This window comes from Novosphingobium pentaromativorans US6-1 (assembly GCF_000767465.1).
GTDB lineage: Bacteria > Pseudomonadota > Alphaproteobacteria > Sphingomonadales > Sphingomonadaceae > Novosphingobium > Novosphingobium pentaromativorans.
On record NZ_CP009291.1, the window covers coordinates 601570 to 627282 of the forward strand.

The 25713-nt window shown below is 63.7% G+C and carries 25 protein-coding genes and 1 pseudogene; 18 read left to right on the forward strand and 8 right to left on the reverse strand.

Translation table 11 applies throughout. The annotated features are described in order from the left end of the window. Positions 1 to 37: 37 nt before the first annotated feature. Positions 38 to 940 carry an RcnB family protein gene (locus tag JI59_RS25960; protein WP_081474070.1) on the reverse strand — a complete coding sequence of 301 codons (903 nt, stop codon included), beginning with the start codon at positions 938 to 940 and terminating at the stop codon, positions 38 to 40. 192 nt (positions 941 to 1132) lie between these two features. Next, entirely contained in the window at positions 1133 to 2812 is a 1680-nt protein-coding gene (gene ettA / locus JI59_RS02750) for an energy-dependent translational throttle protein EttA (RefSeq protein WP_007015080.1), read from the reverse strand. A 261-nt stretch (positions 2813 to 3073) separates the two neighbouring features. Here ettA and JI59_RS02755 point away from each other — a divergent pair, with 261 nt between their 5' ends. Continuing rightward, on the forward strand, positions 3074 to 4453 hold the full coding sequence (locus JI59_RS02755) for a M28 family peptidase (protein ID WP_007015081.1): 1380 nt from the start codon (positions 3074 to 3076) through the stop codon (positions 4451 to 4453). Between the two features lie 12 nt (positions 4454 to 4465). On the opposite strand, the gene JI59_RS02760 is transcribed toward JI59_RS02755, so the two are convergent. Then, a complete protein-coding gene (locus JI59_RS02760) occupies positions 4466 to 5341 on the reverse strand; it encodes an HpcH/HpaI aldolase/citrate lyase family protein (protein WP_007015082.1) in 876 nt (291 codons plus the stop codon). A 90-nt stretch (positions 5342 to 5431) separates the two neighbouring features. Further along, positions 5432 to 6307 (reverse strand): SDR family NAD(P)-dependent oxidoreductase, encoded by an 876-nt coding sequence (locus tag JI59_RS02765; protein ID WP_038575420.1) that lies wholly within the window; start codon positions 6305 to 6307, stop codon positions 5432 to 5434. Positions 6308 to 6613: 306 nt separating this feature from the next. Here JI59_RS02765 and JI59_RS02770 point away from each other — a divergent pair, with 306 nt between their 5' ends. The 4 genes from JI59_RS02770 to JI59_RS02785 all read left to right on the forward strand — a co-directional run bounded on the left by JI59_RS02770 (position 6614) and on the right by JI59_RS02785 (position 10698). Next, complete coding sequence (locus JI59_RS02770; protein ID WP_038575422.1) at positions 6614 to 7162, forward strand: peroxiredoxin; 549 nt, start codon at positions 6614 to 6616, stop codon at positions 7160 to 7162. 164 nt (positions 7163 to 7326) lie between these two features. Further along, complete coding sequence (gene prfB, locus JI59_RS02775; protein WP_038575424.1) at positions 7327 to 8454, forward strand: peptide chain release factor 2; 1128 nt, start codon at positions 7327 to 7329, stop codon at positions 8452 to 8454. Between the two features lie 61 nt (positions 8455 to 8515). Further along, positions 8516 to 9295 (forward strand): class I SAM-dependent methyltransferase, encoded by a 780-nt coding sequence (locus tag JI59_RS02780; protein ID WP_038575426.1) that lies wholly within the window; start codon positions 8516 to 8518, stop codon positions 9293 to 9295. Beyond that, positions 9292 to 10698, forward strand: coding sequence for an NAD(P)H-dependent flavin oxidoreductase (locus JI59_RS02785; RefSeq protein ID WP_007015087.1), 1407 nt, complete (start codon positions 9292 to 9294; stop codon positions 10696 to 10698). The genes JI59_RS02780 and JI59_RS02785 overlap by 4 nt, the downstream gene beginning before the upstream one ends. Before the next feature lie 96 nt (positions 10699 to 10794). On the opposite strand, the gene JI59_RS02790 is transcribed toward JI59_RS02785, so the two are convergent. The 3 genes from JI59_RS02790 to JI59_RS02800 form a co-directional block, all read right to left on the reverse strand. After that, positions 10795 to 11256: a DUF805 domain-containing protein gene (locus JI59_RS02790; RefSeq protein WP_007015088.1), complete on the reverse strand. Its 462-nt coding sequence runs from the start codon at positions 11254 to 11256 to the stop codon at positions 10795 to 10797. 17 nt (positions 11257 to 11273) lie between these two features. Next, positions 11274 to 12578 (reverse strand): ammonium transporter, encoded by a 1305-nt coding sequence (locus tag JI59_RS02795; protein WP_007015089.1) that lies wholly within the window; start codon positions 12576 to 12578, stop codon positions 11274 to 11276. Between the two features lie 157 nt (positions 12579 to 12735). Next, entirely contained in the window at positions 12736 to 13755 is a 1020-nt protein-coding gene (locus JI59_RS02800) for a 2-hydroxyacid dehydrogenase (RefSeq protein ID WP_007015091.1), read from the reverse strand. A gap of 81 nt (positions 13756 to 13836) precedes the next feature. Between JI59_RS02800 and JI59_RS02805 the strand changes: the two genes are divergently transcribed. Further along, positions 13837 to 14310, forward strand: a complete 474-nt coding sequence (locus JI59_RS02805) for an SH3 domain-containing protein (protein WP_007015092.1) — start codon at positions 13837 to 13839, stop codon at positions 14308 to 14310. Between the two features lie 69 nt (positions 14311 to 14379). Here the strand turns inward: JI59_RS02805 and JI59_RS02810 are convergent, their stop codons facing one another. Continuing rightward, on the reverse strand, positions 14380 to 15573 hold the full coding sequence (locus tag JI59_RS02810) for an acetyl-CoA C-acyltransferase (protein ID WP_013833774.1): 1194 nt from the start codon (positions 15571 to 15573) through the stop codon (positions 14380 to 14382). A 593-nt stretch (positions 15574 to 16166) separates the two neighbouring features. On the opposite strand from JI59_RS02810, the gene ndhC reads away from it, so the two are divergent. The 12 genes and pseudogenes from ndhC to nuoI all read left to right on the forward strand — a co-directional run bounded on the left by ndhC (position 16167) and on the right by nuoI (position 25707). After that, complete coding sequence (gene ndhC, locus JI59_RS02815) at positions 16167 to 16541, forward strand: NADH-quinone oxidoreductase subunit A (protein ID WP_007015095.1); 375 nt, start codon at positions 16167 to 16169, stop codon at positions 16539 to 16541. After that, entirely contained in the window at positions 16538 to 17095 is a 558-nt protein-coding gene (locus JI59_RS02820) for a NuoB/complex I 20 kDa subunit family protein (protein ID WP_051010081.1), read from the forward strand. Before ndhC ends, JI59_RS02820 begins: the two co-directional genes overlap by 4 nt. An 8-nt stretch (positions 17096 to 17103) precedes the next feature. After that, positions 17104 to 17715: pseudogene (locus JI59_RS02825) on the forward strand (NADH-quinone oxidoreductase subunit C); the annotation flags it as partial. Positions 17716 to 17729: 14 nt separating this feature from the next. Continuing rightward, positions 17730 to 18941, forward strand: coding sequence for an NADH-quinone oxidoreductase subunit D (locus JI59_RS02830; RefSeq protein ID WP_013833771.1), 1212 nt, complete (start codon positions 17730 to 17732; stop codon positions 18939 to 18941). Beyond that, positions 18938 to 19288, forward strand: coding sequence for a nuclear transport factor 2 family protein (locus tag JI59_RS02835; protein WP_038575429.1), 351 nt, complete (start codon positions 18938 to 18940; stop codon positions 19286 to 19288). The genes JI59_RS02830 and JI59_RS02835 overlap by 4 nt, the downstream gene beginning before the upstream one ends. Then, the gene (locus JI59_RS02840) at positions 19285 to 19485 is read left to right on the forward strand and encodes a hypothetical protein (RefSeq protein ID WP_007015100.1); all 201 of its coding nucleotides are present in this window, start codon (positions 19285 to 19287) and stop codon (positions 19483 to 19485) included. The genes JI59_RS02835 and JI59_RS02840 overlap by 4 nt, the downstream gene beginning before the upstream one ends. Next, positions 19478 to 20146 (forward strand): complex I 24 kDa subunit family protein, encoded by a 669-nt coding sequence (locus JI59_RS02845; protein ID WP_007015101.1) that lies wholly within the window; start codon positions 19478 to 19480, stop codon positions 20144 to 20146. The genes JI59_RS02840 and JI59_RS02845 overlap by 8 nt, the downstream gene beginning before the upstream one ends. Before the next feature lie 3 nt (positions 20147 to 20149). After that, entirely contained in the window at positions 20150 to 21451 is a 1302-nt protein-coding gene (gene nuoF, locus JI59_RS02850; RefSeq protein ID WP_007015102.1) for an NADH-quinone oxidoreductase subunit NuoF, read from the forward strand. After that, positions 21448 to 22164 (forward strand): hypothetical protein, encoded by a 717-nt coding sequence (locus JI59_RS02855; RefSeq protein WP_039858349.1) that lies wholly within the window; start codon positions 21448 to 21450, stop codon positions 22162 to 22164. The genes nuoF and JI59_RS02855 overlap by 4 nt, the downstream gene beginning before the upstream one ends. Next, positions 22164 to 24182 carry an NADH-quinone oxidoreductase subunit NuoG gene (nuoG, locus tag JI59_RS02860; RefSeq protein ID WP_038575430.1) on the forward strand — a complete coding sequence of 673 codons (2019 nt, stop codon included), beginning with the start codon at positions 22164 to 22166 and terminating at the stop codon, positions 24180 to 24182. Before JI59_RS02855 ends, nuoG begins: the two co-directional genes overlap by 1 nt. Beyond that, complete coding sequence (gene nuoH, locus JI59_RS02865) at positions 24179 to 25225, forward strand: NADH-quinone oxidoreductase subunit NuoH (protein ID WP_007015105.1); 1047 nt, start codon at positions 24179 to 24181, stop codon at positions 25223 to 25225. The genes nuoG and nuoH overlap by 4 nt, the downstream gene beginning before the upstream one ends. Further along, on the forward strand, positions 25222 to 25707 hold the full coding sequence (gene nuoI / locus JI59_RS02870; RefSeq protein WP_007015106.1) for an NADH-quinone oxidoreductase subunit NuoI: 486 nt from the start codon (positions 25222 to 25224) through the stop codon (positions 25705 to 25707). Before nuoH ends, nuoI begins: the two co-directional genes overlap by 4 nt. Positions 25708 to 25713 lie beyond the last annotated feature (6 nt).

Genomic DNA, 25713 nt, shown 5'->3' on the forward strand with positions numbered 1-25713 from the left:
GGTGCCGAGGGCCTTTCATTCGCCGTTCTTCTTGAGCTTACCAGAAGAAGTCGTAGATCACGTCGACCACTTCGCCGGTGTAGATATCCACCAGCAGCACGTCGTCGTAATAGCGGACCCAGCGGTAGGGACCGTAGACTTCCGGCAGCCTGTAGGACCAGGGATCGTCGATCCAGTAGCGCGAGCTGTAGAACAGCGATCCCAGCGAGAAACCGATGCCGATGCGCCGATACGAGTAATTGCTGTAAGGCGAGTAGTAGCGGCCGATCCGGTAGACCGAACGGTTGCGGGCCCGGTAATCGCGCCAATCGTAACGCTTGTCGCGCCGCCAGTCCTTGCGGTCCCAACGCCGCGCGTCGCGATAGTCGCGCCGGTTGCTGTCGCGCCACTTGTCGTTGTCACGCCAACGGTTGTTGTTCCCGTCCCGCCACCTCTCGTTGTCGCGGCGGCTGGAGTTCGCGCGCGACTGGTCCCGCCAGTCCCGGCGCGTATCCACGCGGCGGTCATTCCGGTCGTTGTCGCGTCGCTCGATGCGCTGCTCGGTCTGTTTCGCGTAGTCGCCGCTGCGCATTCTCTGCTGCCAGGTGGACTTGCGCTCCTGTTCGCTGCGCTGCTCGCGGCTGGTGTCGCGCGAGGAGCGGTTGCCCGACCAGCTGCGGTTCTGTGTCGGCGTGGCTTCCTGACGCACGCGGTTGTCGTTGTTGGCGTTACTGCGCGACCAGTCGCGGCGAGACTCGTTCGACGAGGCGCGCTCCTGACGCTGCGCCCGCATCTGTTCGCCCCGGTTGCTGTAGCCACGGCTCTCACTGCGGGAGTTGTCCGGGCGCGATGCCGCTTCCGCCACGCTGGGAGCGACGAGGCCGGCAACGGCAATGGCCATTGCGCCCCACGCTCCAGCTGAAAAAAGTGCACCCGCCTTCATGTTCATCCTTCTTGCCATATCCGGTCTCCAAAACCGGACGTGCCGCACGGCGATCGCGGCTCATCCTGAAATTGTTCTAGACCATGGGCGCTGTCCTGAACGTGAACCGGGATATGACTCTTTGTTAATGTCGGGGTGATTGAAAATGAACAGGCCGCCGATCCGGTATCCCGGAGCGACGGCCTGTATATCATGCCCGAGGCGTTTTCGTCAGCGCGTCAGCTTCTTGTAGGCAAGACGCGTGGGACGATCGGCCGCATCGCCGAGGCGGCGGCGCTTGTCTTCTTCGTAGGCCTCGAAGTTGCCCTCGAACCATTCGACGTGGCTGTTGCCCTCGAACGCGAGGATGTGCGTGGCCAGACGGTCGAGGAAGAAGCGGTCGTGCGAGATGACCACGGCGCAGCCGGCGAAGTTCTCGATGGCTTCTTCGAGCGCGCCGAGCGTTTCGACGTCGAGGTCGTTGGTCGGTTCGTCGAGCAGGAGTACGTTGCCGCCCTGCTTGAGCATCTTGGCAAGGTGCACGCGGTTGCGTTCACCGCCCGAGAGCTTGCCGACGTTCTTCTGCTGGTCCTGGCCCTTGAAGTTGAAGGCGCCGACATAGGCGCGCGTCGACATGTCGTGGCCGTTGACCTTCATGTAGTCCAGCTTGTCCGAGATTTCCTCCCAGACGTTGTTCTTGCCGTCGAGGTGGTCGCGGTTCTGGTCGACGTAGCCGAGGTGAACCGTCTGGCCGATCTCGATGGTGCCGGAGTCCGGCTGTTCCTGGCCGGTGAGCATCTTGAACAGCGTCGACTTACCCGCACCGTTGGGGCCGATGACGCCGACGATGCCGCCCGGCGGCAGGATGAACGAGAGGTCTTCGAACAGCAGCTTGTCGCCGAACGCCTTGGATATGCCCTTGGCTTCGATGACCTTGCCGCCGAGGCGCTCAGGCACCTGGATGACGATCTGGGCCTTGCCCGGCGTGCGCTGGTCCTGCGCGTTCTGCAGTTCCTCGAACTTGCGGATACGGGCCTTGGACTTGGTCTGGCGGCCCTTGACGCCGGCGCGGATCCATTCGAGCTCGTCCTTGAGAGCTTTCTGGCGTCCGGTCGCCTCGCGGTCTTCCTGCTCGAGGCGCTTGGCCTTCTTCTCGAGGTAGGTCGAGTAGTTGCCCTCGTAAGGGAAGTACTTTCCGCGGTCGAGTTCGAGGATCCAGCCCACCACGTTGTCGAGGAAGTAGCGGTCGTGGGTGATCATCAGCACCGCACCGGCATATTCCTTGAGGTGGTTTTCCAGCCATTCGACCGATTCCGCGTCGAGGTGGTTGGTCGGTTCGTCCAGCAGCAGGATGTCGGGCTTCTGGATGAGCAGGCGGGTGAGCGCGATGCGGCGCTTTTCACCGCCCGAGAGGCTTTCCACCGACCAGTCGCCCGGCGGGCAGCGCAGGGCTTCCATCGCCACTTCGAGCTGGTTGTCCAGGGTCCAGCCGTCGACCGCGTCGATCTGGTCCTGAAGCTCGCCCATCTCGGCCATGAGGGCGTCGAAGTCGCAGTCCTCCGGCGGATCGCCCATGATCATGGAGATCTCGTTGAAGCGATCGATCTTGTCCGCCGTCTCGCGCGCGCCGTCCTTGACGTTCTCGAGGACGGTCTTGCTCGTGTCGAGTTGCGGTTCCTGCGGCAGGTAGCCGACGGTGATGTTCTCGCCGGGCCATGCCTCGCCGGTGAAATCGGTATCGATGCCGCCCATGATCTTCATCAGGGTCGACTTGCCTGCGCCGTTCGGGCCGACGATGCCGATCTTGGCACCCTGGTAGAACTGCAGGCTGATGTTCGAAAGCACCGGCTTCTGGGCGCCGGGGAAGGTCTTTGTCATGCTCTTCATGACGAAGGCGTATTGCGCGGCCATCGGTTTCCTCTGGGATCTGGCGTGTCGGAATTTGCGGCGTGCTCTACAGGGGCGGGCCACCAGCCGCAAGGTTGCTGGCAGGTGGTCGTGTCGGTTCTTGCCGGAATGGCGCTGGGCCTGCGTCGAGAGCGTCGCAAAGTTGAGCTGGAAATGGGTATTGGAGCCGGCCCCGTCAAGATTTCGTGACCTGCCGGGAATTGGTCCGGTCAAGTTCTGCGACTTGGGATTGGAAATGGCGAGGCAGGGCGTTAGGCATTGTCCATGCTACGCAAAACCTTTTGCGCTGCCCTGCTTGCAGCGACCACTTTCGCCTCCTTCAGCGCTGCTCCTGCCAGTGCCACGCCCACGCAAGGGTCTGGCGTCGCCTGGGACATCGTCGAAGGTCTCACCACCGAAATCGGCCCGCGCCTCGCAGGTTCCGAGGCCGAAGCGCGCGCCCGTGACTGGGCGCAGGCCCGGCTCAGGGCGCTCGGCTTCAGCGATGTTTCGGTCGAGGAGTTCAAGACCCTGGCCTGGCAGCGCGGCGAGGAACATGCCCGCCTGACCGCCCCCTATCGGCAGCCGCTGGCGATCACCGCTCTGGGTTTCTCGGTGCCGACCCCGGCGCAAGGCCTCAAGGGTGAACTGGTTTATTTCCCGACGCTGGCCGCGCTCGAAGCAGCCCCCGAAGGATCGCTGAAGGGCAAGATTGCGTTCGTCGACCATGCCATGCGTCCCACGCAGGACGGTTCGGGTTACGGACCCTATGGCGATGTCCGCCGAAAGGGGCCGACGATCGCTTCGCAGAAAGGGGCTGCCGGCATCGTCATCCGCTCGGCCGGCACGGACAGTCACCGCAATCCGCATACCGGCGCCACGGTTTTCGCCAAGGATGTGAAGCCGATCCCGGCAGGGGCCGTCTCCAATCCTGACGCCGACCTGATCGCGCGCATCGCCTCGCGCGGCAAGCCGATGAGCATCGACCTCAAGCTGATGGGCAAGCCGTTTCCCGATGCGCCTTCGGGCAATGTCGTGGCGGAACTGCCGGGGCGCGATCCTTCGCTGCCGATCATCCTGCTCGCCTGCCACCTCGATTCCTGGGACCTGGGCACAGGAGCGATCGACGATGCTTCGGGCTGCGGGATCATCACGGCCGCGGCCCTGGCGGCGCAGAAAGATGGTCAGACCCTGCGCACGATCCGCGTGCTGTGGTCGGGCAACGAGGAAATGGGCATCACCGGCGGCGGCGGCGATCATTACGTGAAGGTCCATGGCAGCGAACCCCATGCCGTTGCGATGGAAAGCGACTTCGGCGCCGACAAGGTCTGGCAGCTCAAGACGACTTTCGCCCAGGCCAATGCCGAGCTGGTGGACAAGGTGAAGGCGGCGCTTTGGCCGCTGGGTATCGTGCCGCATGACGGTCCCACCGAGGGCGGCGCCGACGTTGCCCCGATCATCGCGCACCAGAAGCTTGCCGTGATCGATCTCGGCCAGGACGGGATGCATTACTTCGACCTGCACCACACGCCGGACGATACGCTCGACAAGGTCGATCCGATTGCCCTGCAGCAGAACGTCGATGCCTGGACGGCGGTGCTCAAGGTCATCGCCAACACGCCGGAGCCGATCGCGTCGGTTTCGGCGGCAGAAGGCGGCGAGTAAGCAGCAGAGGCGTCAGGCGGCGGCAGCGATCCGCCCGGCAACGGCGACGAGCCGCTGGGCCTGTTCCAGGTGTAGCAGTTCGGTCATCTTGCCATCCACGCGGATCGCGCCCTTGCCGGCGTTTTCGGGCTGGGCGAAGGCGTCGATGACGCTGTGCGCCCAGGCCAGGTCCGCCTCGCTGGGTGAGAATACCGTGTTGCATGGCTCGACTTGCGCGGGGTGGATCAGGCTCTTGCCATCGAAGCCGAACATCAGCCCCTGGCGCGCTTCGGCCTCGAATGCCTCGAGGTCGCGGAATTCATTGCACACGCCGTCGAGGATGGCGACGCCATGCGCGCGCGCGGCGGCAACCGCCATCGACAGGAATGGCAGGAACGGCGTACGGCAGGGCGTAAGCTGCGCGCGCATTTCCTTGGCGAGATCGTTGGTTCCCATGATCCACAGCGACAGGCGCGAATTGTGCGCACACTGCGCAATGGCATCGAGATTGCCCACGCTCGCGCAGGTCTCGATCATGGTCCAGAGCTGCATGTCCTTGTGCGCACTCTTGAGGGCGTCTTCATAGCGAGCGATGTCGGCCGGGGAATCGACCTTGGGCACCAGCACGGCGTCGGCCCCGGTCGATGCGATGGCGGCAAGGTCGTCCATGCCCCATTCGGTATCGATGCCGTTGGCCCGGATGACGACTTCGCGGTGGCCGAAACCGCCTTCCTCCACGGCAGCGACGGCAGCCGCGCGCGCTTCGGCCTTGAATTCGGGGGCTACGGCATCCTCGAGGTCGAAGATGACGACGTCGCAGGGCAAGCTGCGCGCCTTGGCAATCGCCTTGGCGTTCGAGGCGGGCATGTAGAGCGCACTGCGGCGCGGACGGTCAGTCGGTGCAGTCATCGTGTCTTCCTCTGGCTTGCCTGTTCCCTTGCGGCGGAGCGGGCCGCGGGGTCAAGTGTCTGGGAAGACCAAATGTCGGCGCCGCGAAGATCAGCAGCCGATGGTTTCGAGGATGCGTTCGCTCTCCATCCACAGGCGGCTGGCCGCACGGTCGTCCCGGGCCTGCGGTGCCGGTTGGATCTCGGCCAGGTCGCGGAAATAGCGTCCGCCCTGTTCGCCGACTTCCGGCGAAGTGGCCAGCCACATGATCGTGCGGGCCGGGTGTTCGGGCGGAGTGCAGGGGCTGCGGGCCATGGCATCCTGGATCAACTCGTCGCCGTGGCTGGCGAAGTTGGAGCCTACGCATCCCGGGTTTACCGCCTGGGCCACGATCCCCATGGGCGAGAGCCGGCGGTCCAGTTCGCGGGTGAACAGGAGGCTCGCCAGTTTCGCCTGGCTGTAGGCCTCGGTGGTTGCGAAACCTTCCAGCAGCATCAGGTCGTCCCAGTTCATCGCCTGGCAGCTGGCATGGCCGTCTGCCGCAACGGCGATGATGCGCACGGTTCCCACCGGGGAATCCTTGGCTGCATACTCAAGCTGGGGAAGCAGTTCGCGCGTGAGCAGGAACGGGGCGAGATGATTGGTGGCGAATGTCGCCTCCAGCCCTTCGGAAGTGCGGTAATAGCCGTCTCGCACACCGCCAGCGTTGTTGACGAGAACGTGAATGCAATCGGTGAGCCGGGCGATTTCTTTCGCAATGCGGCGCACATCCGACATCTCGGTAAAGTCGCCGCGCAGGAAATCGACGCGCGCTTCGGGCGAGGCGATGGCGCGGATTTCTTCCTCGGCGGCATCGCAGCGCTCCGGCGTGCGGCCGGTGCCGATGACATGCCAGCCCATGAGGGCGAAGACTTCCGCCGTGGCCTTGCCGATGCCGGAGCTGGCGCCGGTAATGACGATCACGCGCCGATGACTTGACTGGGTCAATCTTCTCTCCCTCGGTGGCGAATGTCAGGAAACGATTGCCGGACGCGGGCGGGAGGTAGGCCAAGCGGTCCTGCCGATCAGGGCACGCGTGACGAGTTGCCTCTCCATTCGTCCTCTCTCCATGGCGCGTCCTGTCTCAGGATCGCGGCTGTTCCATAGCCGAGTCAGGCCAGGTTCAGGAAATTGTTTACGGTGAAACGGCCTGTGTTGTCGATACTTGGCCTCGGACGGCATCGCCATGCGTATCTTTACGGGTCATCTTTGCAAGGGCTGGACAGGCCCCATCACGACGCGCAGACTGAGGGCATGAAACGCATCCTAGCCCCCCTGTTCGCCATCGGATTCCTTGCAGCATCGTCGGTAGCGCAGGCTGCCCTGCCGATGGGCGCGACCGCGCCCGAGTTCAGCACCAAGGGTGCGAAGGCGGGCAAGGAGGTCGACTTTGACCTCAAGCAGGCGCTCAAGCGCGGTCCGGTCGTCCTCTACTTCTACCCCAAGGCGTTCACGCAGGGTTGCACCCTGGAAGCGCATGCCTTTGCAGAAGCGACGCCGGAGTTCGCAGAACTGGGCGCCACCGTCGTCGGCATGTCGGCCGACGATCTGCCTACCCTCAAGAAGTTCTCGACCGAGGCTTGCCGCGACAAGTTTGCCGTCGCCGTCGCCACGCCGAAGATCATCAAGGAATACGACGTCCCCCTTGCGCGGGATGGCAAGCCGCAGGGTATGGCCGACCGGGTGAGCTACGTCATCGACCAGAGCGGAAAGGTGGTCTTCATCCATTCCGATCTCGATTATCGCGATCACGTGAAGATGACCCTGGCGGCCGTGAAGGTGCTGGCGAAAAAGCGCCCCTGAACGGCGTAGCATTGCGGCCTCTTGCGGGGCCTTGAACAATCCCGATATCTGCGGGTAGTAGCGCTGGCTTGTCGCCCGCTGATTGCGAGCCGATCGCCGCGCCGCTTTACAATCGGCTGCACTTCGCTAAGCGGTGCGCCGCAGTTTCATTGGAGTTTCGTGCCATGCGTGCCGAAGGGCAGGCCCACATTGACCGTATCGAAAAGGCGCTCGCGCTTGTGCGCAAGTTCCTGGACTGGGATCGCGCGCTGCGCCGCTTCGACGAGCTGAACGCCCGCGTCGAGGATCCCACGCTCTGGGACAAGCCCAAGGAAGCCGAGGCGGTCATGAAGGAGCGTCGCCGGCTGGAAGCTTCGATCGGCACGGTCAACGAGATAAGCCGTGAGATGGCCGACGCCGTCGAGTTCATCGAGCTGGGCGAGATGGAAGGCGATGAGGACACGGTCAACGAGGGGCTCGCCACGTTGGCCCAGCTGGCCGATCGTGCCGATGCGGACAAGGTCCAGGCACTGCTCGCCGGCGAGGCCGACAGCAACGATACCTACCTCGAAGTCCATGCCGGTGCCGGCGGTACCGAGAGCCAGGACTGGGCCGAGATGCTGCAGCGCATGTATACGCGCTGGGCAGAGCGCAAGGGCTACAAGGTCGAGCTGGTGGACTATCACTCAGGCGAAGCCGCGGGCATCAAGAGCTGCACGCTGCTGATCAAGGGCGAGAACGCCTACGGTTATGCCAAGACCGAAAGCGGCGTGCACCGTCTCGTGCGCATCAGCCCCTACGACAGTTCCGCACGCCGTCACACCAGCTTCTCGTCGGTCTGGGTCTATCCGGTGATCGACGACAGCTTCGAGGTCGAGGTGAACCCGGCCGACCTGAAGATCGACACTTACCGCGCGTCGGGCGCTGGCGGTCAGCACGTCAACACCACGGACTCGGCGGTGCGTATTACCCACCAGCCGTCCGGGATCGTGGTCGCCAGCCAGATCGACCGTTCGCAGCACAAGAACCGCGAGATCGCGATGGGCATGCTCAAGGCACGCCTGTTCGAGGAAGAAATGCGCAAGCGCGAGGAAGCGGCCAGCGCGGAGCACGCCTCGAAGAGCGACATCGGCTGGGGGCACCAGATCCGTTCCTACGTGCTGCAGCCCTACCAGCAGGTGAAGGACCTGCGCACCGGCGTCGTTTCGACTTCGCCCGGCGATGTTCTGGACGGCGAACTCGACGCCTTCATGGCTGCGGCGCTGTCACAGCGGGTGACGGGTGAAAAGGCCGAAGTCGAGGATATCGACTGACCCGAGCGATGGGCCGCATGAGAGGTTTTGCCAAGTCCTTGGCGAGTCGCTAAGGGGCGGCATGTTTTTGTCTCGCCGCCTTTCCTGTGTGGTTTTTGCGCTGGCTCTCGCTGCCTGCCAGCAGAAGCCTGCCGATGACGGCAGGCCCGAGACTTCGCGTGAATTTCCGGTCGCCGATCGCCCTGTTTCGCGACTTGGAGCGAACTCCGTTTCCTCGGAAGTGGAGCGCGACAGCGTCAATGAAGCCAACGTCGTGATGAACCTCGCGGACATCCGTGAGGGGATGAGCGTGGCCGATATCGGCGCAGGCGAGGGGTATTACACCGTTCGCCTGGCGCAGCGCGTGGGCAAGAAGGGCCGTGTCCTCGCCGAGGACATCGACCGCGATGCCAACGAGCAACTCGGCCAGCGCGTCCTGCGCGAGCGATTGGAGAACGTCTCCATCATTCTGGGTACCGAGGACGACCCGCGATTGCCGCCTGACAGTTTCGACCGCATCATGCTCGTGCACATGTACCATGAGGTCACCGAGCCCTATGCTTTCCTGTGGCGCCTGCGGCCGGCCCTGCGCAAGGGCGGAAAGGTCATCGTCGTCGACGTCGACCGGCCGACGGACGAACATGGCATCCCGCCGGAGCTGCTTTTCTGCGAATTCGCGTCGCTGGGCTTTCGTTTAACCGAATTTGTTCGTAAGCCGGAACTGCAGGGTTACTATGCGCAGTTCGAGGCTGCTAGTGCGCGGCCCGAGCCTGCCAATATCGTACCTTGCCGATTGTCTGGCGATAGGACTGCTTCAAAGGACTTGAGCGTTACGCCAGGGGGAAAGACAGAGAGTTTATGAGTTTCAAGGGTCTCAAGCCGATTGTTTATGGCGGACGTGAAGTCTGGCCGCTTATCGAGGGCGGCAAGGGCGTTTCCGCCACGAACCATAACAGCTCCGGCGCCTGGGCGGCGGCCGGGGGAATCGGCACCGTCAGCGCGGTCAACGCTGATTCCTACGATGCGGAAGGCAAGATCGTTCCGCAGGTCTATCACGCCTTGACCCGCAAGGAGCGCCATGAGGAACTGATCCGCTACGCCATCGATGGCGCCGTGGAGCAGGTGCGCCGCGCTTACGACATTGCCAGCGGCAAGGGCGCGATCAACATCAACGTCCTGTGGGAAATGGGCGGCGCCCAGCAGGTTCTCGAAGGCGTGCTGGAAAAGACCCGTGGCATGGTCACAGGCGTGACCTGCGGCGCGGGCATGCCCTATCGCCTGTCCGAGATCGCCGCGCGCTTCAACGTCAGCTACCTGCCGATCGTCAGCTCCGCGCGCGCTTTCCGCGCGCTGTGGAAGCGGGCCTATCACAAGGTGTCCGAGCTGATGGCGGCGGTGGTCTACGAAGACCCCTGGCTTGCCGGCGGCCACAACGGCCTGTCGAATGCGGAAGATCCGCTCAAGCCGGAAGATCCCTATCCGCGCGTCAAGGCGCTGCGCGACACGATGCGCAAGGAAGGCATTTCAGACGATGTGCCGATCGTGATGGCCGGCGGCGTATGGTACCTGCGCGACTGGAACGAGTGGATCGACAATCCCGAACTCGGCACGATTGCCTTCCAGTTCGGCACCCGCCCGCTGCTGACGCATGAAAGTCCGATCCCGCAGGCGTGGAAGGACGCACTTCGCGATCTGGAGCCGGGCGACGTGCTGCTGCACCGGTTCTCGCCCACGGGATTTTATTCCTCGGCCGTGCGCAACCCGTTCCTGCGCAATCTCGAAGCGCGTTCGGAACGCCAGATTCCGTACTCGAAGGTCGAGGCCGGCGAACATACCGTGCGTCTCGACGTCGGCGTGAAGGGCAAGAACTTCTGGGTCGCGCCGAAGGATCTGGATCGCGCCCGCTCGTGGTCGACACAGGGCTTTACCGATGGCCTGCGTACGCCCGACGATACGATCATCTTCGTCAATCCGCAGGAACGCGACGAGATCCGCCAGGATCAGGCCGACTGCATGGGCTGCCTGTCGCACTGCGGATTCTCCTCGTGGAAGGACCATGATGACTACACCACGGGCCGGCTTGCCGATCCGCGCAGCTTCTGCATCCAGAAGACGCTGCAGGACATCGCCCATGGCGGTCCGGTAGAAGAGAACCTGATGTTTGCAGGCCATGCCGCCTACAAGTTCAAGCAGGACCCGTTCTACTCGAACGGCTTCACGCCCACGGTCAAGGAACTGGTCGACCGGATCCTCACCGGCGACTGATCGCCAAGGGCAATTGCCGAATTCAGACGGCCGGCGGGGAGATGTCCTCGCCGGCCGTTTGCGTGTGTAGATGCGCGGGTTCTCGTGCGCTTCGCTCTACGAGGAGGCTGAACGCCTTGCGGGCATGAAGAGCGCTGCGACGGCGACAATCAGGAATCCGGGAACGAGCACCCAGTTGAGCAGGTCGGTCCAGCTCTCGATCGCGTCGCGCACATTGGGATAGCCGGCGATGCCGAGGGCCTTGAGCCCGAAGGTGCGGGCCATTGCGACGAGAACGAAGAGCATCCACCAGCCGCTTCGCCCGAGGTCATGCAAACGCCTGGCGAAGAGGGCGAAGACGGGGAGAAACAGGAGGGTATCGAGGACGAGGCGAACCCAGCTTTCGGCATCGCCTTCGAGCATGATCCTTGCCAGCAGATTGAGGGCAAGGTCGAGGCCAATGGCCCAGGCGAAGAACGCCGCCAGCTCGCGGCGCGAGGAACGGCCGGAGAAATCGAGGCTGCGTGCGCAGGCCTCCATCGCGAGGCGGCGCAAGGGCCTGTTTTCTCCGGCTGTCATGCTGACCTTTCTCTAGCTCAGTCGAACTCCCAGGCCCGCTCACCGTGGCTGGTGATGTCGAGGCCTTCGCGCTCGGCATCTTCGCTGACGCGCATTGGGAAGACAACCGAGGCCATGACTGCGAGAATGACGCTGGCAATTACCGACCACAGGATTGTCACGCCCACGCCGATGAACTGCGCGGCGGTCTGGCTGGCCATGGTCACGCCTTCACCGTAGCCCACGCCGCCCAGGCTCTGCGACATGAAGATGCCGAGCAGGAGCGAGCCGAGCATGCCGCCCACGCCGTGCACGGCGAAGACGTCGAGCGAGTCGTCGATGGCAAGTTTCTGCTTCACCAGCTGGATCGCGTAGTAGCACACCACCGCGCCGGCAGCGCCGAACAGGATCGCGGCGCCGGGCGAGATGAATCCTGCCGCGGGCGTGACAGTGGCAAGCCCGGCGATGGCGCCGGTGGCGAAGCCGACGCTGGTGGGCTTGCCGACGGTGAAGCGTTCGACGAGCAGCCAGACGAGGGCCGCCGTCGCCGCCGCGGCATGGGTCGCGATGATCGCGGCGGCCGCATCGTCGTTGGCCGCAATCGCCGAACCGCCGTTGAAGCCGAACCAGCCGACCCAGAGCAGCGCCGCGCCGGCCATCGTCAGCGACGGGCTGTGCGGCAGCATCAAGGTATTGGGAAAGCCGCTGCGGCGGCCCAGCATGATTGCGATGACCAGCGCCGATACGCCTGCGGTCGTGTGGATGACGATCCCACCGGCCCAATCGAGCGTGCCAAGGCCGGTTGCCAGCCAGCCGCCGCCCCAGATCCAGTGGGCAACGGGCGCATAGACCACGAGACCCCAGAGGGCGCAGAAGGCGATGACCCAGCCGAAGCGGGCACGGTCGACCCAGGCGCCCGCCATCAGCGCGGGGGTGATCGCGGCGAAGGTCATCTGGAACAGGGCGAAGGCGCTCTCGGGAACTTCGGTTCCGGCGCGCACATTGCCCAGATTGCCGAGCATCAAGGCATTGCCGCCGCCCAGCCAGCCACTGCTGACGTTGCCAAAGGCGAGGGTGTAGCCGACCGCGATCCACAGCACCGAGGCGATGGCGGCGATCGCACCGCACTGGACCAGCACCGACAGGAAGTTCTTCGCGCGAACGAGGCCGCCATAGAACAGCGACAGCCCGGGCGCAGCCATCATGAGGACGAGCGCGGAAGATACCAGCAGCCACGCCGTGTCACCACTGTTGCTCACATCGATTCGGCCGTCCTGCGCCAGGGCCATGCCCGGCAGGACTGCGAGCATGCCGGCAAGCGGCAGCAAGCACTGCTTTTTCATTTGAGATTTCCCCTTCAGGCCACGCTTCGCGAGGTCGCTGTGTTCCTCCTGCGGGGCGCCTTAGAGCACTCATTCGTCATGAGACAAGCGTTTGCAGCATGTTCTGCCATATCGATGGCATGAATGGCGCAATGTTCGTGCCGGGACGGCGCGCGGTTCAGGGAAGTTCGGGCAGTACCTGGTCGGGAGGACGGTGTCCGTCCACCCAGAACTGGATATTGGCGATGATCCGCTCTCCGGCAGCGCCGCGTCCTTCCTCGGTGGCGCTGCCGAGGTGGGGCAGGGCGACAATGCCGGGCGCCGCGAGTAGCTGTGGATTGACGTTCGGCTCGTTGGCGAAGACGTCCAGGCCCGCGCCGCCGATGCGCTGCTCGGTCAAGGCTTCGATCAGGGCCTGCTCGTCGATGATCTGGCCGCGGGCGGTGTTCACGACGCAGGCCCCCGGTTTCATCAGCGACAGCCGGCGACGGTCGAGCAGTGCAGCGGTATCTGGCGCGGCAGGGCAATGGAAAGTGAGGATGTCCGCCTCGGCGACGAGCTTGTCGAGATCGGCCTCGTAGCGCGCGGAGACCATGTTCTCCAGCGAAGCGGGCAGGCGGTGCCGGTTGTGGTAATGGATCTGCATGCCAAAGGCGCGGGCGCGGTGGGCAACGGCCTGACCGATGCGGCCCATGCCGACGATACCGAGGCGCTTGCCGCCCAGGCTGTGGCCGAGCATGGCCGACGGTCCCCATCCTTGCCAACGGCCTTCGCGCAGGACGCGGGCACCCTCGCTGAACTTGCGCGAGACGAGGATGATCAGCGCCAGCGTCAGGTCGGCGGTATCGTCGGTGAAGACGCCAGGCGTGTTCGTGACCATGATCTTGCGGGCGCGGGCTGCGGCAAGGTCGATATGTTCGGTGCCTGCGCCGAAGTTGGCGATCAGCCCCAGGCGTTCACCCGCCTGCTCGATGAGTTCAGCGTCGATCCTGTCGGTAACGGTCGGCACCAGCACATCGCACTCGCGCATGGCGGCTGCCAGATCGCCGCGCGACATGGGCAGGTCCTCCCGGTTGAGCGTCACATCGAAAAGCTGCGCCATGCGATCCTCGACGCCGGGCAACAGCCGCCGCGTGACGATCACGCGGGGAGTGCCGTCGAAAACGCGGGCGGATGCAGAGTCGGTCACCAAAGTCATGTCGTTATCCGGCTATGCCTTCCACAGGGTCCGGGTCAAGAAACCTTGATGGGAAATGTCAGGCAGGCGTAAGTAGCCGGCATGATCCGCTGGAAGTTCCTGATCCCTCTGGTTGCCCTTTGCGGCATGTCCGTGCCTGCCCATGCGGGCGATGACGACAAGGTGCCTTACTGGGCCTCGATCGATACCGATCTTGCGAACATGCGCGTAGGTCCCGGGGAATCCTACAGGATTGCCTGGGTCTACAGGCGCGAGCATCTGCCGGTGAAGATCGTACGCCGGGAGGGGCCCTGGCGCCTGATCGAAGACCCGGACGGGGACAAGGGTTGGATGCGCGACCTGCTGCTTTCGCGCCAGCGATCGGCCATCGTGACGGGTGACGGCCTCATCGAGATGCATGCCGAGGGCAAGGCCGGTTCGCCGGTTCTCTGGCGCATCGAGCCGGGCGTCGTGGGCCTGCTCGGCAATTGCGAGTCGGGCTGGTGCGGTTTCGACGTGGAAGGGCACAAGGGCTTCGTGCTGAGCGAACGTCTCTGGGGCACAGGAGAGCCCTGAGCCCCAAATGAAAAGGCCCCGCCGTTACCGGCAGGGCCCTTCCTTCGAATCGTTATTGCCCGAAGGCGATCAGGCCAGTTCGACCGCAATAGCGGTGGCTTCGCCGCCGCCGATGCAGAGGCTGGCGACGCCGCGCTTGAGGCCCTTGTCCTTGAGCGCGTTGATCAGCGTCACGATGATGCGGGTGCCCGAGGCTCCGATCGGATGGCCCAGAGCGGTGGCGCCGCCGTGGATGTTGATCTTGTCGTGCGGGATGCCGAGGTCGTGCATCGCGAACATCGCCACGCAGGCGAAGGCTTCGTTCACTTCAAACAGGTCGACGTCGGAAAGCTGCCAGCCCACCTTGTCGAGGAGCTTGGTGATCGCGCCGACCGGTGCGGTGGTGAACTTGGCGGGCTCATGCGCATGGGCCGCAACGCCCACGACGGTGGCGACCGGCTTGAGGCCCTTGGCGGCAGCAACGCTGGCGCGGCTCATGACGACGGCAGCGGCGCCGTCGGAAATCGAGCTGGAGCTGGCTGCGGTGATCGTGCCGTCCTTGGCGAAAGCGGCGCGCAGGGTACGGATCTTGTCCGGGTTGCCCTTGGGCGGCTGCTCGTCGGTATCTACGACGACTTCACCCTTTCGCGTCTTGACTGTGACGGGAACGACTTCGTCCTTGAACGCGCCGCTGGTGATCGCTTCCTGCGCGCGGCGCAGCGATTCGATGGAGAAGTCGTCCTGATTTTCGCGGGTCAGCTGGTACTCGTCGGCTGTTACTTGCGCGAAGGAGCCCATCGATCCGCCTTCGTAGGCATCCTCGAGTCCGTCGAGGAACATGTGATCGTAGAGCGTGTCATGGCCGGCGCGGGCGCCCGAGCGATGCTTCTTGGACAGGTAGGGGGCATTGGTCATCGATTCCATGCCGCCTGCGATAATCAGGTCGAGCGAGCCCGAAGCGAGTGCCTCTGCGCCCATGATCACCGTCTGCATGCCCGAACCGCAGACCTTGTTGACGGTCGTGGCCTGAACCGACTTGGGCAGTCCGGCCTTGAGCGCTGCCTGGCGGGCAGGGGCCTGGCCGAGACCGGCGGGAAGGACGCAGCCCATGTAGATGCGCTCGACGTCTTCGCCCGCAACGCCCGAGCGTTCGACTGCGGCCTTGACCGCGGTGGCGCCGAGATCGGTGGCCGAGACATCAGCGAACACACCCTGCAGGCCGCCCATGGGCGTGCGTGCATAGGAGAGGATGACGATGGGGTCGTTAGCCGAAATCTGGGCCATGACTTTGCCTTTCTGCATGGAAGAACAGTTGACAGTGATCTAATGCTGCATTGCATCAAATGCAATTGGCCTGTCCAAAAGAACAACTGGCATCGTGAGCGCGTTAACGCTCCCCATATATGGGGTGTGACGATGATAATCCCATGACGGAAAATTGTCTGCCCTCGACTCCCGCTCACGCGATCTGAAGCCCTCCGAGTCGCGCTGGGCAGGCCCGGGTGCAACCGATCGATCCCAGCGGCAGCGGCTGCGGCGTGTTCTTCGATTTTTGCCGGATTGCGGCAGAAGAAGGGCAGTTGCGGCCCGGCGCGCTTGGCTGGGCTGAACCTGCACAGAGCCCGTGCGCGGCAATCCCGCGCAATTCAGGGCCTTTGTCGGTGATCGCCGGCGGATGTGCGGCGGTCGGTCCCGCGCTGCAGGGCCGAGGCATGGCATTTGCGAGCTATCAATCTTGCTGCATCGCGATGAAGAAGGCCGGAATTATCCGATTGCCTCCCTTGCGATGGCCGGAGGGCTGGCCTAAGAGCGCGCGCAACGACCGGACGCCGCTCAGGCCAAGTCCGGCAGCCCTCACCGGTACGAGGCCATGACCATTGACTGATCTGTCGCAATATTTGCCGATTCTGATTTTCCTGGTGATCGCGTTGGCGCTCTCCGGGATTATCGTGTTCCTGCCCATGGCGGTCGCCCGTCTGACCGGGACGCACAATCCGAACTCGGACAAGCTCAGCGAGTACGAATGCGGTTTTCCCGCGTTCGAGGACCCGCGCAGCCAGTTCGACGTGCGCTTCTACCTGGTGGCGATTCTCTTCATCATCTTCGACCTTGAAGCAGCGTTCCTGTTTCCCTGGGCGGTCTCGCTCGACGTCACGGGCTGGGCTGGCTGGCTGACGATGATGGTGTTCCTCGGCGAACTGGCCATTGGCCTCGCCTATGCATGGAAGAAGGGAGCTCTGGACTGGGAATGAGCACTCTCGTGGACAGCACCGGACAGCCTATGGGTCAGGGTGGCGCAGTCACGCCGCCCGACCAGGCGTTTTTCAAAGACCTCAACCAGGAAGTTTCGGACAAGGGCTTCCTCGTTACCTCTACGGAAGAACTTTTCCAGTGGGCCCGCACGGGTTCGCTGTGGTGGATGACTTTCGGCCTTGCCTGCTGCGCGGTCGAGATGATCCACGTGAACATGCCGCGCTATGACATGGAGCGCTTCGGCGCCGCGCCGCGCGCTTCCCCGCGTCAGTCGGACGTGATGATCGTGGCCGGCACCCTGTGCAACAAGATGGCCCCGGCGCTGCGCAAGGTTTATGACCAGATGTCGGACCCCAAGTACGTCATCTCGATGGGGTCGTGCGCGAATGGCGGTGGCTACTACCACTACAGCTACAGCGTCGTGCGCGGCTGTGACCGCATCGTGCCCGTGGACATCTACGTGCCCGGCTGCCCGCCGACTGCCGAGGCGCTGCTCTATGGCGTCATGCAGCTGCAGCGCAAGATCCGCCGCGCCGGTACGCTCGAGAGGTAATGGCCCCCATGCCCGTACTGCATTCCGCCCCCAAGTTTGCGTCCAACGAAGGCGTCATCGACGCGCTCTCCGCTGCGCTCGGATCGATGCTGGTCTCGGCCAAGGAAGAGCACGGCGAAGTCGTGCTCACCGTGGTCCGTGACCAGATCGAGAACGCGCTGCGCCTGCTGCGCGACAGCCATGAGTATCAACAGCTCATGGAAATGGCCGGCGTCGACTATCCGTCGCGCGCCGAGCGTTTCGAAGTCGTCTACATGTTGCTTTCGGTGACGAAGAACCACCGCCTGATGGTGAAGGTCAGTGCCGCCGAAAGCACGCCGGTGCCGACCGTCACGACGATCTGGCCCAACGCGGGCTGGCTCGAGCGCGAAGTGTTCGACATGTACGGCGTGATCTTCGCCGGCAATCCGGACCTGCGCCGCATCCTGACCGACTACGGTTTCGAGGGTCATCCCTTCCGCAAGGATTTCCCGCTCACCGGCTACCAGGAACTGCGCTACTCCGAAGAGGACAAGCGTGTGGTCTACGAACCGGTCAAGCTGGCCCAGGATTTCCGCTCGTTCGACTTCATGAGCCCTTGGGAAGGCGCGGAATACGTGCTGCCGGGCGATGAAAAGGCGGAAGGGGACAAGGCATGAGCATGCAGCTCGAGCAGTCGCCGACTACCGGCGACGAGATCATCAGCAACTACACGATCAACTTCGGCCCGCAGCACCCGGCGGCCCACGGCGTTCTGCGCATGGTCATGGAGCTCGACGGCGAAGTCATCGAGCGCATCGACCCGCACGTCGGCCTGTTGCACCGCGGCACCGAGAAGCTGATCGAGAACAAGACCTATCTTCAGGCGCTGCCCTACTTCGACCGGCTCGATTACTGTTCGCCGCTCGGCATGGAGCACAGCTACGTCCTGGCGATCGAGAAGCTGCTGAACCTCGAGGTTCCGCTGCGCGCCCAGTACCTGCGCGTGCTGTTCGCCGAGCTGACCCGCATCTGCAACCACATGCTCAACATCGGCAGCCACGTCATGGACGTCGGCGCGATGACCCCGAACCTGTGGCTGTTCGAGATCCGTGAGGACTGCCTCAACTTCTTCGAACGCGCTTCGGGCGCACGCATGCACTCGGCGTGGTTCCGCCCCGGCGGCGTCCACCAGGACGTGCCGCTCAAGCTGCTGACCGACATCGCCGACTGGCTCGACACACGCCTGCCGACGCTGTTCGAGGACGCGATGAGCCTCGTCGTCGACAACCGCATCTTCAAGCAGCGCAATGTCGACATCGCACTGGTGAGCCGTGAAGATGCGCTGGCCTGGGGCTTCTCGGGCCCGATGATCCGCGCGGCGGGCATCCCCTGGGATATCCGCAAGAGCCAGCCCTACGACGTTTACGACCGCATGGACTTCGAGATCCCGGTCGGTACCAACTCCGACTGCTATGACCGTTTCATGGTTCGCGTCGAGGAAGTGCGCCAGTCCGCGCGCATCATGAAGCAGTGCCTTGCCGAGATGCCGGAAGGTCCGGTCATGACTGCGGACCGCAAGGTCGGCCCGCCCAAGCGCGGCGAGATGAAGAGCTCGATGGAATCGCTGATCCATCACTTCAAGCTCTACACCGAGGGCTTCCACGTTCCGGCCGGCGAAGTCTACGTTGCCACCGAGAGCCCCAAGGGCGAATTCGGCGTCTATCTCGTCTCGGACGGTTCCAACAAGCCGTACCGCTGCAAGATCCGTCCGACCGCCTTCTCGCACTTGCAGGCGATGGACTTCATGTCCAAGGGCCACATGCTGCCTGACGCGACCGCCATCCTGGGCGCCATCGACGTCGTGTTCGGGGAGTGCGACCGTTGAGCAAGCTCGCAATCGCCGAGGCCATGATCGCCGCCTACAATGCGCAGGACGCCGATCTCTACGTGACCTACATGACCGACGAAGCCAGCGAAGCGAACTATCGCGGCGCAGTTGTTCGTGAGGGCAAGGAAGGTACGCGTTCGGGCCTCAAGGCGGCTTTCGCCAGGTGGCCGCAGAACAGGGCCGAGATCGTTTCGCGCGAAGAGACCGACAACTACGTCGTCCTGCGCGAACACGTCACGCGCGGCCCGGCAACCGATGGCTCCGAACTTGTCGAGCCGTTCGACGTGCTGGCCGTCTACAGCTTCGAAGGCGACAAGTGCTCGCGGGTGGAGTTTATCCGGTGAAATTCAACACGCTTGAACTGACCCGCGTCTGGGCGGCAGTGACGGGCCTCGTGCTCGCTGTCTGCTACTTCGGCGCGCTCTATCTCGATACCGCCCCGTCGCCCTTGCTGGCGATGCTGGTAACCGCCATCGGCGGATTTGAAATGTTTCTTTTCGGCCAGGACCAGTGGCTGAAGCGCAGGGGTAAGCATGGCTGACCGCTATATCGAACCCGATACGCCCGAATTGCGGGCCCGTTGGGGCAACTTCGCGTGGACCGCGGAGAATGCCGAGAAGGCTAAGGACATCGTCGCGCGCTATCCGGCGGGCCGTCAGCGTTCGGCGGTGATGCCGCTGCTCGACCTCGCCCAGCGCCAGGTCGGTGCCGAGGAAAGCACGCAAGGCTGGCTGCCGATCCCGGTGATGGAATACGTCGCGGCACAGCTCGACATGCCGATCATCCGCGTTGTCGAAGTCGCCACGTTCTACACGATGTACAACATCGCGCCGATCGGTCGCTTCCACGTTCAGGTCTGCGGCACCACGCCGTGCATGCTGCGCGGTTCTGACGACATCATCGCGGCCTGCAAGAAGCGCGGCATGAAGAAGGGCCACACCACGCCCGACGGCATGTGGTCGTTCACCGAGGTCGAGTGCATGGGCAACTGTGCCTCCGCGCCGATGGTCCAGATCAACGACGACAACTACGAGGACCTCACTCCCGAGCGCCTCGATGCCGTGCTCGACGCGCTGGCCAAGGGCGAGACGCCCAAGGCCGGGACGCAGGAGCCGGGCCGTCACACCGTCGAACCTTCGGGTGGCCCGACCACCCTGAAGGAGATGGTCACGGAAAATCACGATTACCGGGGAGAGTGGTAAGTCATGGCTCTCGCTGACAAGGATCGCATCTTCACCAATGTCTACGGCTACCAGCCGTGGAACCTGAAGGCTGCGCAGGCACGCGGCGCCTGGGACAACACCAAGGACATCATCGCCAAGGGCCGTGATCTCATCATCGAGGAGATCAAGGCTTCGGGGCTGCGCGGCCGCGGCGGCGCAGGTTTTCCGACCGGCATGAAGTGGTCCTTCATGCCCAAGCAGCCGCCGCTCGACCATGCTGGCAATCCCAAGCCCAGCTTCCTGGTCATCAACGCGGACGAATCCGAGCCCGGTTCGTGCAAGGATCGCGAGATCATCCGTCACGATCCGCACCTGCTGCTGGAAGGCGCGCTGGTTGCCGGTTTCGCGATGGGCGCGCGTGCGGCCTACATCTACATTCGCGGTGAATACATCCGCGAGGCCGAGACGCTCTTCGCGGCGCGCGATGAAGCTTATGCGGCAGGCCTGCTGGGCAAGAACGCAGCCGGTTCGGGCTACGACTTCGACGTCTTCGTCCACCGCGGCGCGGGCGCCTACATCTGCGGTGAAGAAACCGCGATGATCGAAAGCCTCGAAGGCAAGAAGGGGCAGCCCCGCCTCAAGCCGCCGTTCCCGGCGGGTGCAGGCCTTTACGGCTGCCCGACCACGGTCAACAACGTCGAGTCCATCGCCGTTGCGCCGACCATCATGCGCCGCGGCGCCTCGTGGTTCTCCAGCTTCGGGCGCGACAACAACAAGGGCACCAAGCTCTTCCAGATCTCGGGCCACGTGAACAAGCCGTGCGTCGTCGAAGAGGAAATGAGCATTCCCTTCAGCGAGCTGATCGAAAAGCACTGCGGCGGCATCCGCGGCGGCCGGGACAACCTGCTGGCGGTGATCCCGGGCGGTTCCTCGGTTCCGCTGGTTCCGGCCGACCAGATCTGGGACGCGCCGATGGACTTCGATGGCCTCAAGGCCGTCGGGTCGGGTCTCGGCACCGCTGCCGTGATCGTCATGGACAAGTCCACTGACATCGTTCGCGCCATTTCGCGTCTCTCGTACTTCTACAAGCACGAGTCCTGCGGCCAGTGCACGCCCTGCCGCGAAGGCACGGGCTGGATGTGGCGCGTCATGGAACGCCTGCGCACCGGTGACGCGGCGGTCGAGGAAATCGACATGCTGCAGCAGGTCACCAAGCAGGTCGAAGGCCACACCATCTGCGCCCTTGGCGACGCTGCGGCGTGGCCGATCCAGGGCCTGATCCGCCATTTCCGCCCCGAGCTGGAACGCCGGATCGCTGAAAACATGCCGGAGGCTGCTGAGTGAGGGCTGCTTTTCGCCTTGGGATTGCTTTGCTGGTATTCGGCGGGACTTGCTGCGAAGCTGGGGCCGCGCAGGTGCTGAAACCCGAGTTGCAGACGGGGTCACGCATTCCGGTAAAGCCAAAGCAGGTGACGGGTCGTGAGCGCAGGGCCCTGCTGAAGGATTTTGCCTCTTGTGTGTTTCGCAGTCAGCCGGACAGAGTGGACTATTTCCTCCGTCATAGTGACATGACAGATTTCGATCCGGGTTTGGGCAACATTGTCGGTTATCTGCGACTCGATAAATGTCTTGGCGCGCAGGAAGTTGGCATTACTCAGATGGGTGCCGAGTTCAGCACGCACGCCTTGCGGGGCTTGCTGGCTGAGCAAGCCTACTTAGACAACCGCAAGGCTCAGCCAGAGAACGGTGTCGAGCAATCTGTGCCGCGCCCTTCCTACGCGAAAGCTGCAGATGTTAGCCGCGCTCAGGCCTTGGGTGCCTTCGCCGATTGCGTGGTCGCGCAGAATAGCGCAGATGCCGACAACTTAATGCGTACCGGTTGGGGAACAGTGGAAGAGAAGCAAGCAGCCAAGGCATTGGTGCCCACGCTAGGCGCCTGCTTGCCCCAAGGGGAAACAATTTCACTTAGAATAGAGGACGTTCGCGGCTTTGTCGCAGACGGACTGTGGCAACGCTTTGAAGCGCCCATGCCTGTAACATATGAGGGGAAACCCTGATGCCTAAAGTTACCGTAGACGGCGTAGAACTCGAGGTCCCTGCAGGCGCTACCGTGCTGCAGGCCTGCGAACTCGCCGGCAAGGAAATCCCGCGCTTCTGCTATCATGAGCGCCTGTCGATTGCGGGCAACTGCCGCATGTGCCTCGTCGAGGTGAAGCCCGGACCGCCCAAGCCGCAGGCTTCGTGCGCGCTTCCGGCCACCGAAGGACAGGAGATCCGCACCGACTCCGAAATGGTCAAGAAGGCGCGGGAAGGGGTGATGGAGTTCCTCCTCATCAACCACCCGCTCGACTGCCCGATCTGCGACCAGGGCGGCGAATGCGACCTGCAGGACCAGTCGGTGGCCTATGGCCGCGGCGCCTCGCGCTATGACGAGAACAAGCGCGCGGTCACCGAGAAATACATGGGCCCGCTCATCAAGACGACGATGACGCGCTGCATCCACTGCACCCGCTGCGTGCGTTTCTCGGAAGAGATCGCCGGCGTGGACGAGATCGGCGCGCTCTATCGCGGCGAGAACATGCAGATCACGACCTATCTCGAACATGCTGCCAAGCACGAGATGTCGGCCAACGTGATCGACCTTTGCCCGGTCGGCGCGCTGACTTCGCGCCCCTATGCCTACGAAGCGCGTCCCTGGGAGCTGAAGAAGACCCTCGGGATCGACGTTTCCGATGCGATCGGCGCGAACATCCGCATCGACAGCCGCGGCCGCGAAGTGCTTCGCGTGCTCCCGCGCATCAACGACGATGTCAACGAGGAATGGATCTCGGACAAGGCGCGCTACCAGGTCGACGGCCTGACCAAGCGCCGCCTCGACAAGCCGTTCCTGCGCCGTGACGGCAAGCTGGTTCCGGCTAGCTGGGGTGAGGCCTTTGCCGCGATCGCCTCGCTCAATCCGGGCAATTCGATTGCCGCGGTTGCCGGCGACATGCTCGACTGCGAGACGATGTTCGCGGCCAGCAAGCTGGTCGGCGCGCTTGGCTCGAACCTGCTCGAAGGTCGCCAGACCGGCATGGACTACGACACCTCGAGCCTGGCCGCGGTGAACTTCAACTCCACGCTCGGTGGCATCGAGACTGCCGACGCAATCCTGGTCGTGGGCAGCAACGTGCGCGCCGAAGCGCCGTTGGTGAACGTGCGACTGCGCAAGGCCGTGAAGGGCGGCGCGAAGGTGTTCCTCGTCGGTCCGGAGTGGGAAACCACGTTCGGCGGCGAGTTCCTCGGCGATGACCTTTCGGTTCTCGGCAAGCTTCCGGCCCATGTCGGCGAAGCGCTCAAGGGCGCGGCGCGTCCGGCGATCATCGTCGGCGGAGCAGGGCTGGGCCGTGGCGGCCTCGAAGCGGCTCTGGCGCTCGCGGGCGAGTTCAATCTCGTTCGCGATCTGGAAGACGGCACCAGGTGGAACGGCTTCAACGTCCTGCACATGGCGGCTTCGCGCATGGGCGGGCTGATGCTCGGCTACGCGCAGAAGGGCGGCATCGCCGACATCGTCGCAGCCAAGCCCAAGGTCCTGCTCTCGCTCGGTGCGGACGAAGTGGACTATACCCGCTTCGCCGACTCGATGATCGTCTACATCGGTCATCACGGCGACAAGGGCGCGCACGCAGCAGACGTGATCCTGCCGGCTGCGGCCTATACCGAAAAGGCCGGTACCTACGTGAATACCGAAGGGCGCGTGCAGATGGCCGACAAGGCCGTCTTCGCTCCGGGCGATGCGCGTGAGGACTGGTCGATCCTGCGGGCCCTGGCCGATGCTTTCGGCGTTTCGGTGGGCTTTGACAGCTTCGAGGAATTGCGCGCTGCGATGATTTCCGAGGTCCCGGCCCTTGGCATCGAGGGTCTGGCCGACTACGGGAGCGACCTGCCTGCTGGTGGCGGTTCTGCCGCCGGCGTGATCGCCTATCCGGTCAAGGACTTCTACATGACCAACCCCATCGCCCGCGCCAGTGCGACGATGCAGCGCTGTTCGGCTGAACTGCTGCACGGCGAGGAGATTGCGGAGGCTGCGGAATGACCGCTTTCTTCCAATCCCTCGGCATGTCCCACGACTGGGCGTGGTTCGTCTCGACGATCTGCGGCATCCTGCTGATCGCGCTGCCGCTGCTGCTCGGTGTGGCGATGATCATCTACGCGGACCGCAAGATCTGGGCGGCCATGGCGCTGCGCCGCGGCCCCAATGTCGTCGGCCCGTTCGGTCTGCTTCAGTCCTTCGCGGACGGCCTCAAGGTCTTCCTTCAGGAAACCATCATTCCCTCGGCCGCGAACAAGGGCATCTTCCTGATCGCCCCTGTCGTGACCTTCACCGTGGCGCTGATGGCCTGGGCGGTGATCCCGTTCAATTCGGGCGCGATCCTCGCCGATATCAATGTCGGTCTGCTCTACGTTCTCGCGATCAGTTCGCTGGGCGTTTACGGCACGATCATGGCGGGCTGGGCTTCGAACTCGAAGTACCCGTTCTTCTCGGCGATGCGCGCTTCGGCGCAGATGATTTCCTATGAAGTCTCGATCGGCTTCATCCTGATCTGCGTCGTCCTGTGGGCCGGCACGTTCAACCTGAACGACATCGTCTGGGCGCAGAAGGGCCATGTCTTCGGCATCTTCAACGGCTTTGCGTTCAATCCGCTGCTGTTCCCGATGTGGGTGATGTTCCTGATCTCGGGCATGGCCGAGACGCAGCGCGCTCCCTTCGACCTGACTGAAGCGGAATCCGAGCTCGTCGCCGGTTACCAGACCGAGTACTCGTCGATGGCTTTCGCCGCCTACTGGCTTGGTGAATATGCCAACGTCCTGCTGATGTGCGCGCTCAACGCGACGCTGTTCTTCGGGGGCTGGCTGCCGCCGCTCGACATTCCGATCCTGTACCTGGTTCCGGGCTTCATCTGGTTCCTGCTCAAGGTACTGTTCTTCTTCTTCGTGTTCAGCTGGGTGAAGGCGACCGTCCCGCGGTACCGCTACGACCAGCTGATGCGTCTGGGCTGGAAGGTCTTCCTGCCCGTATCGCTGCTGTTCGTCGTACTCGTCAGCGGCTACCTCATGGCTACCGGACACTTCGCATGACCGTCGGACACCTCATCAAGAGCTTCACGCTCTGGGAGTTCGTGAAGGCGCACTGGCTCACCTTGAAGTACTTCTTCAAGCCCAAGGCGACGATCAACTACCCCTTCGAGAAGAACCCGCTTTCGCCCCGCTTTCGCGGTGAGCACGCCCTGCGCCGTTATCCCAACGGCGAGGAACGCTGCATCGCGTGCAAGCTGTGCGAGGCGATCTGCCCGGCGCAGGCGATCACCATCGAGGCCGCCCCGCGTGCCGACGGTTCGAGGCGCACCACGCGCTACGACATCGATATGACGAAGTGCATCTACTGCGGCTTCTGCCAGGAAGCCTGCCCGGTCGATGCAATCGTCGAAGGGCCGAACTTCGAATACGCGACCGAAACGCGCGAAGAACTGCTCTACGACAAGGCTAAGCTGTTGGCGAACGGGGACAAGTGGGAGCGGGCCATTGCCGCGAACCTTGAAGCCGATGCGCCGTATCGCTAGGGGCGC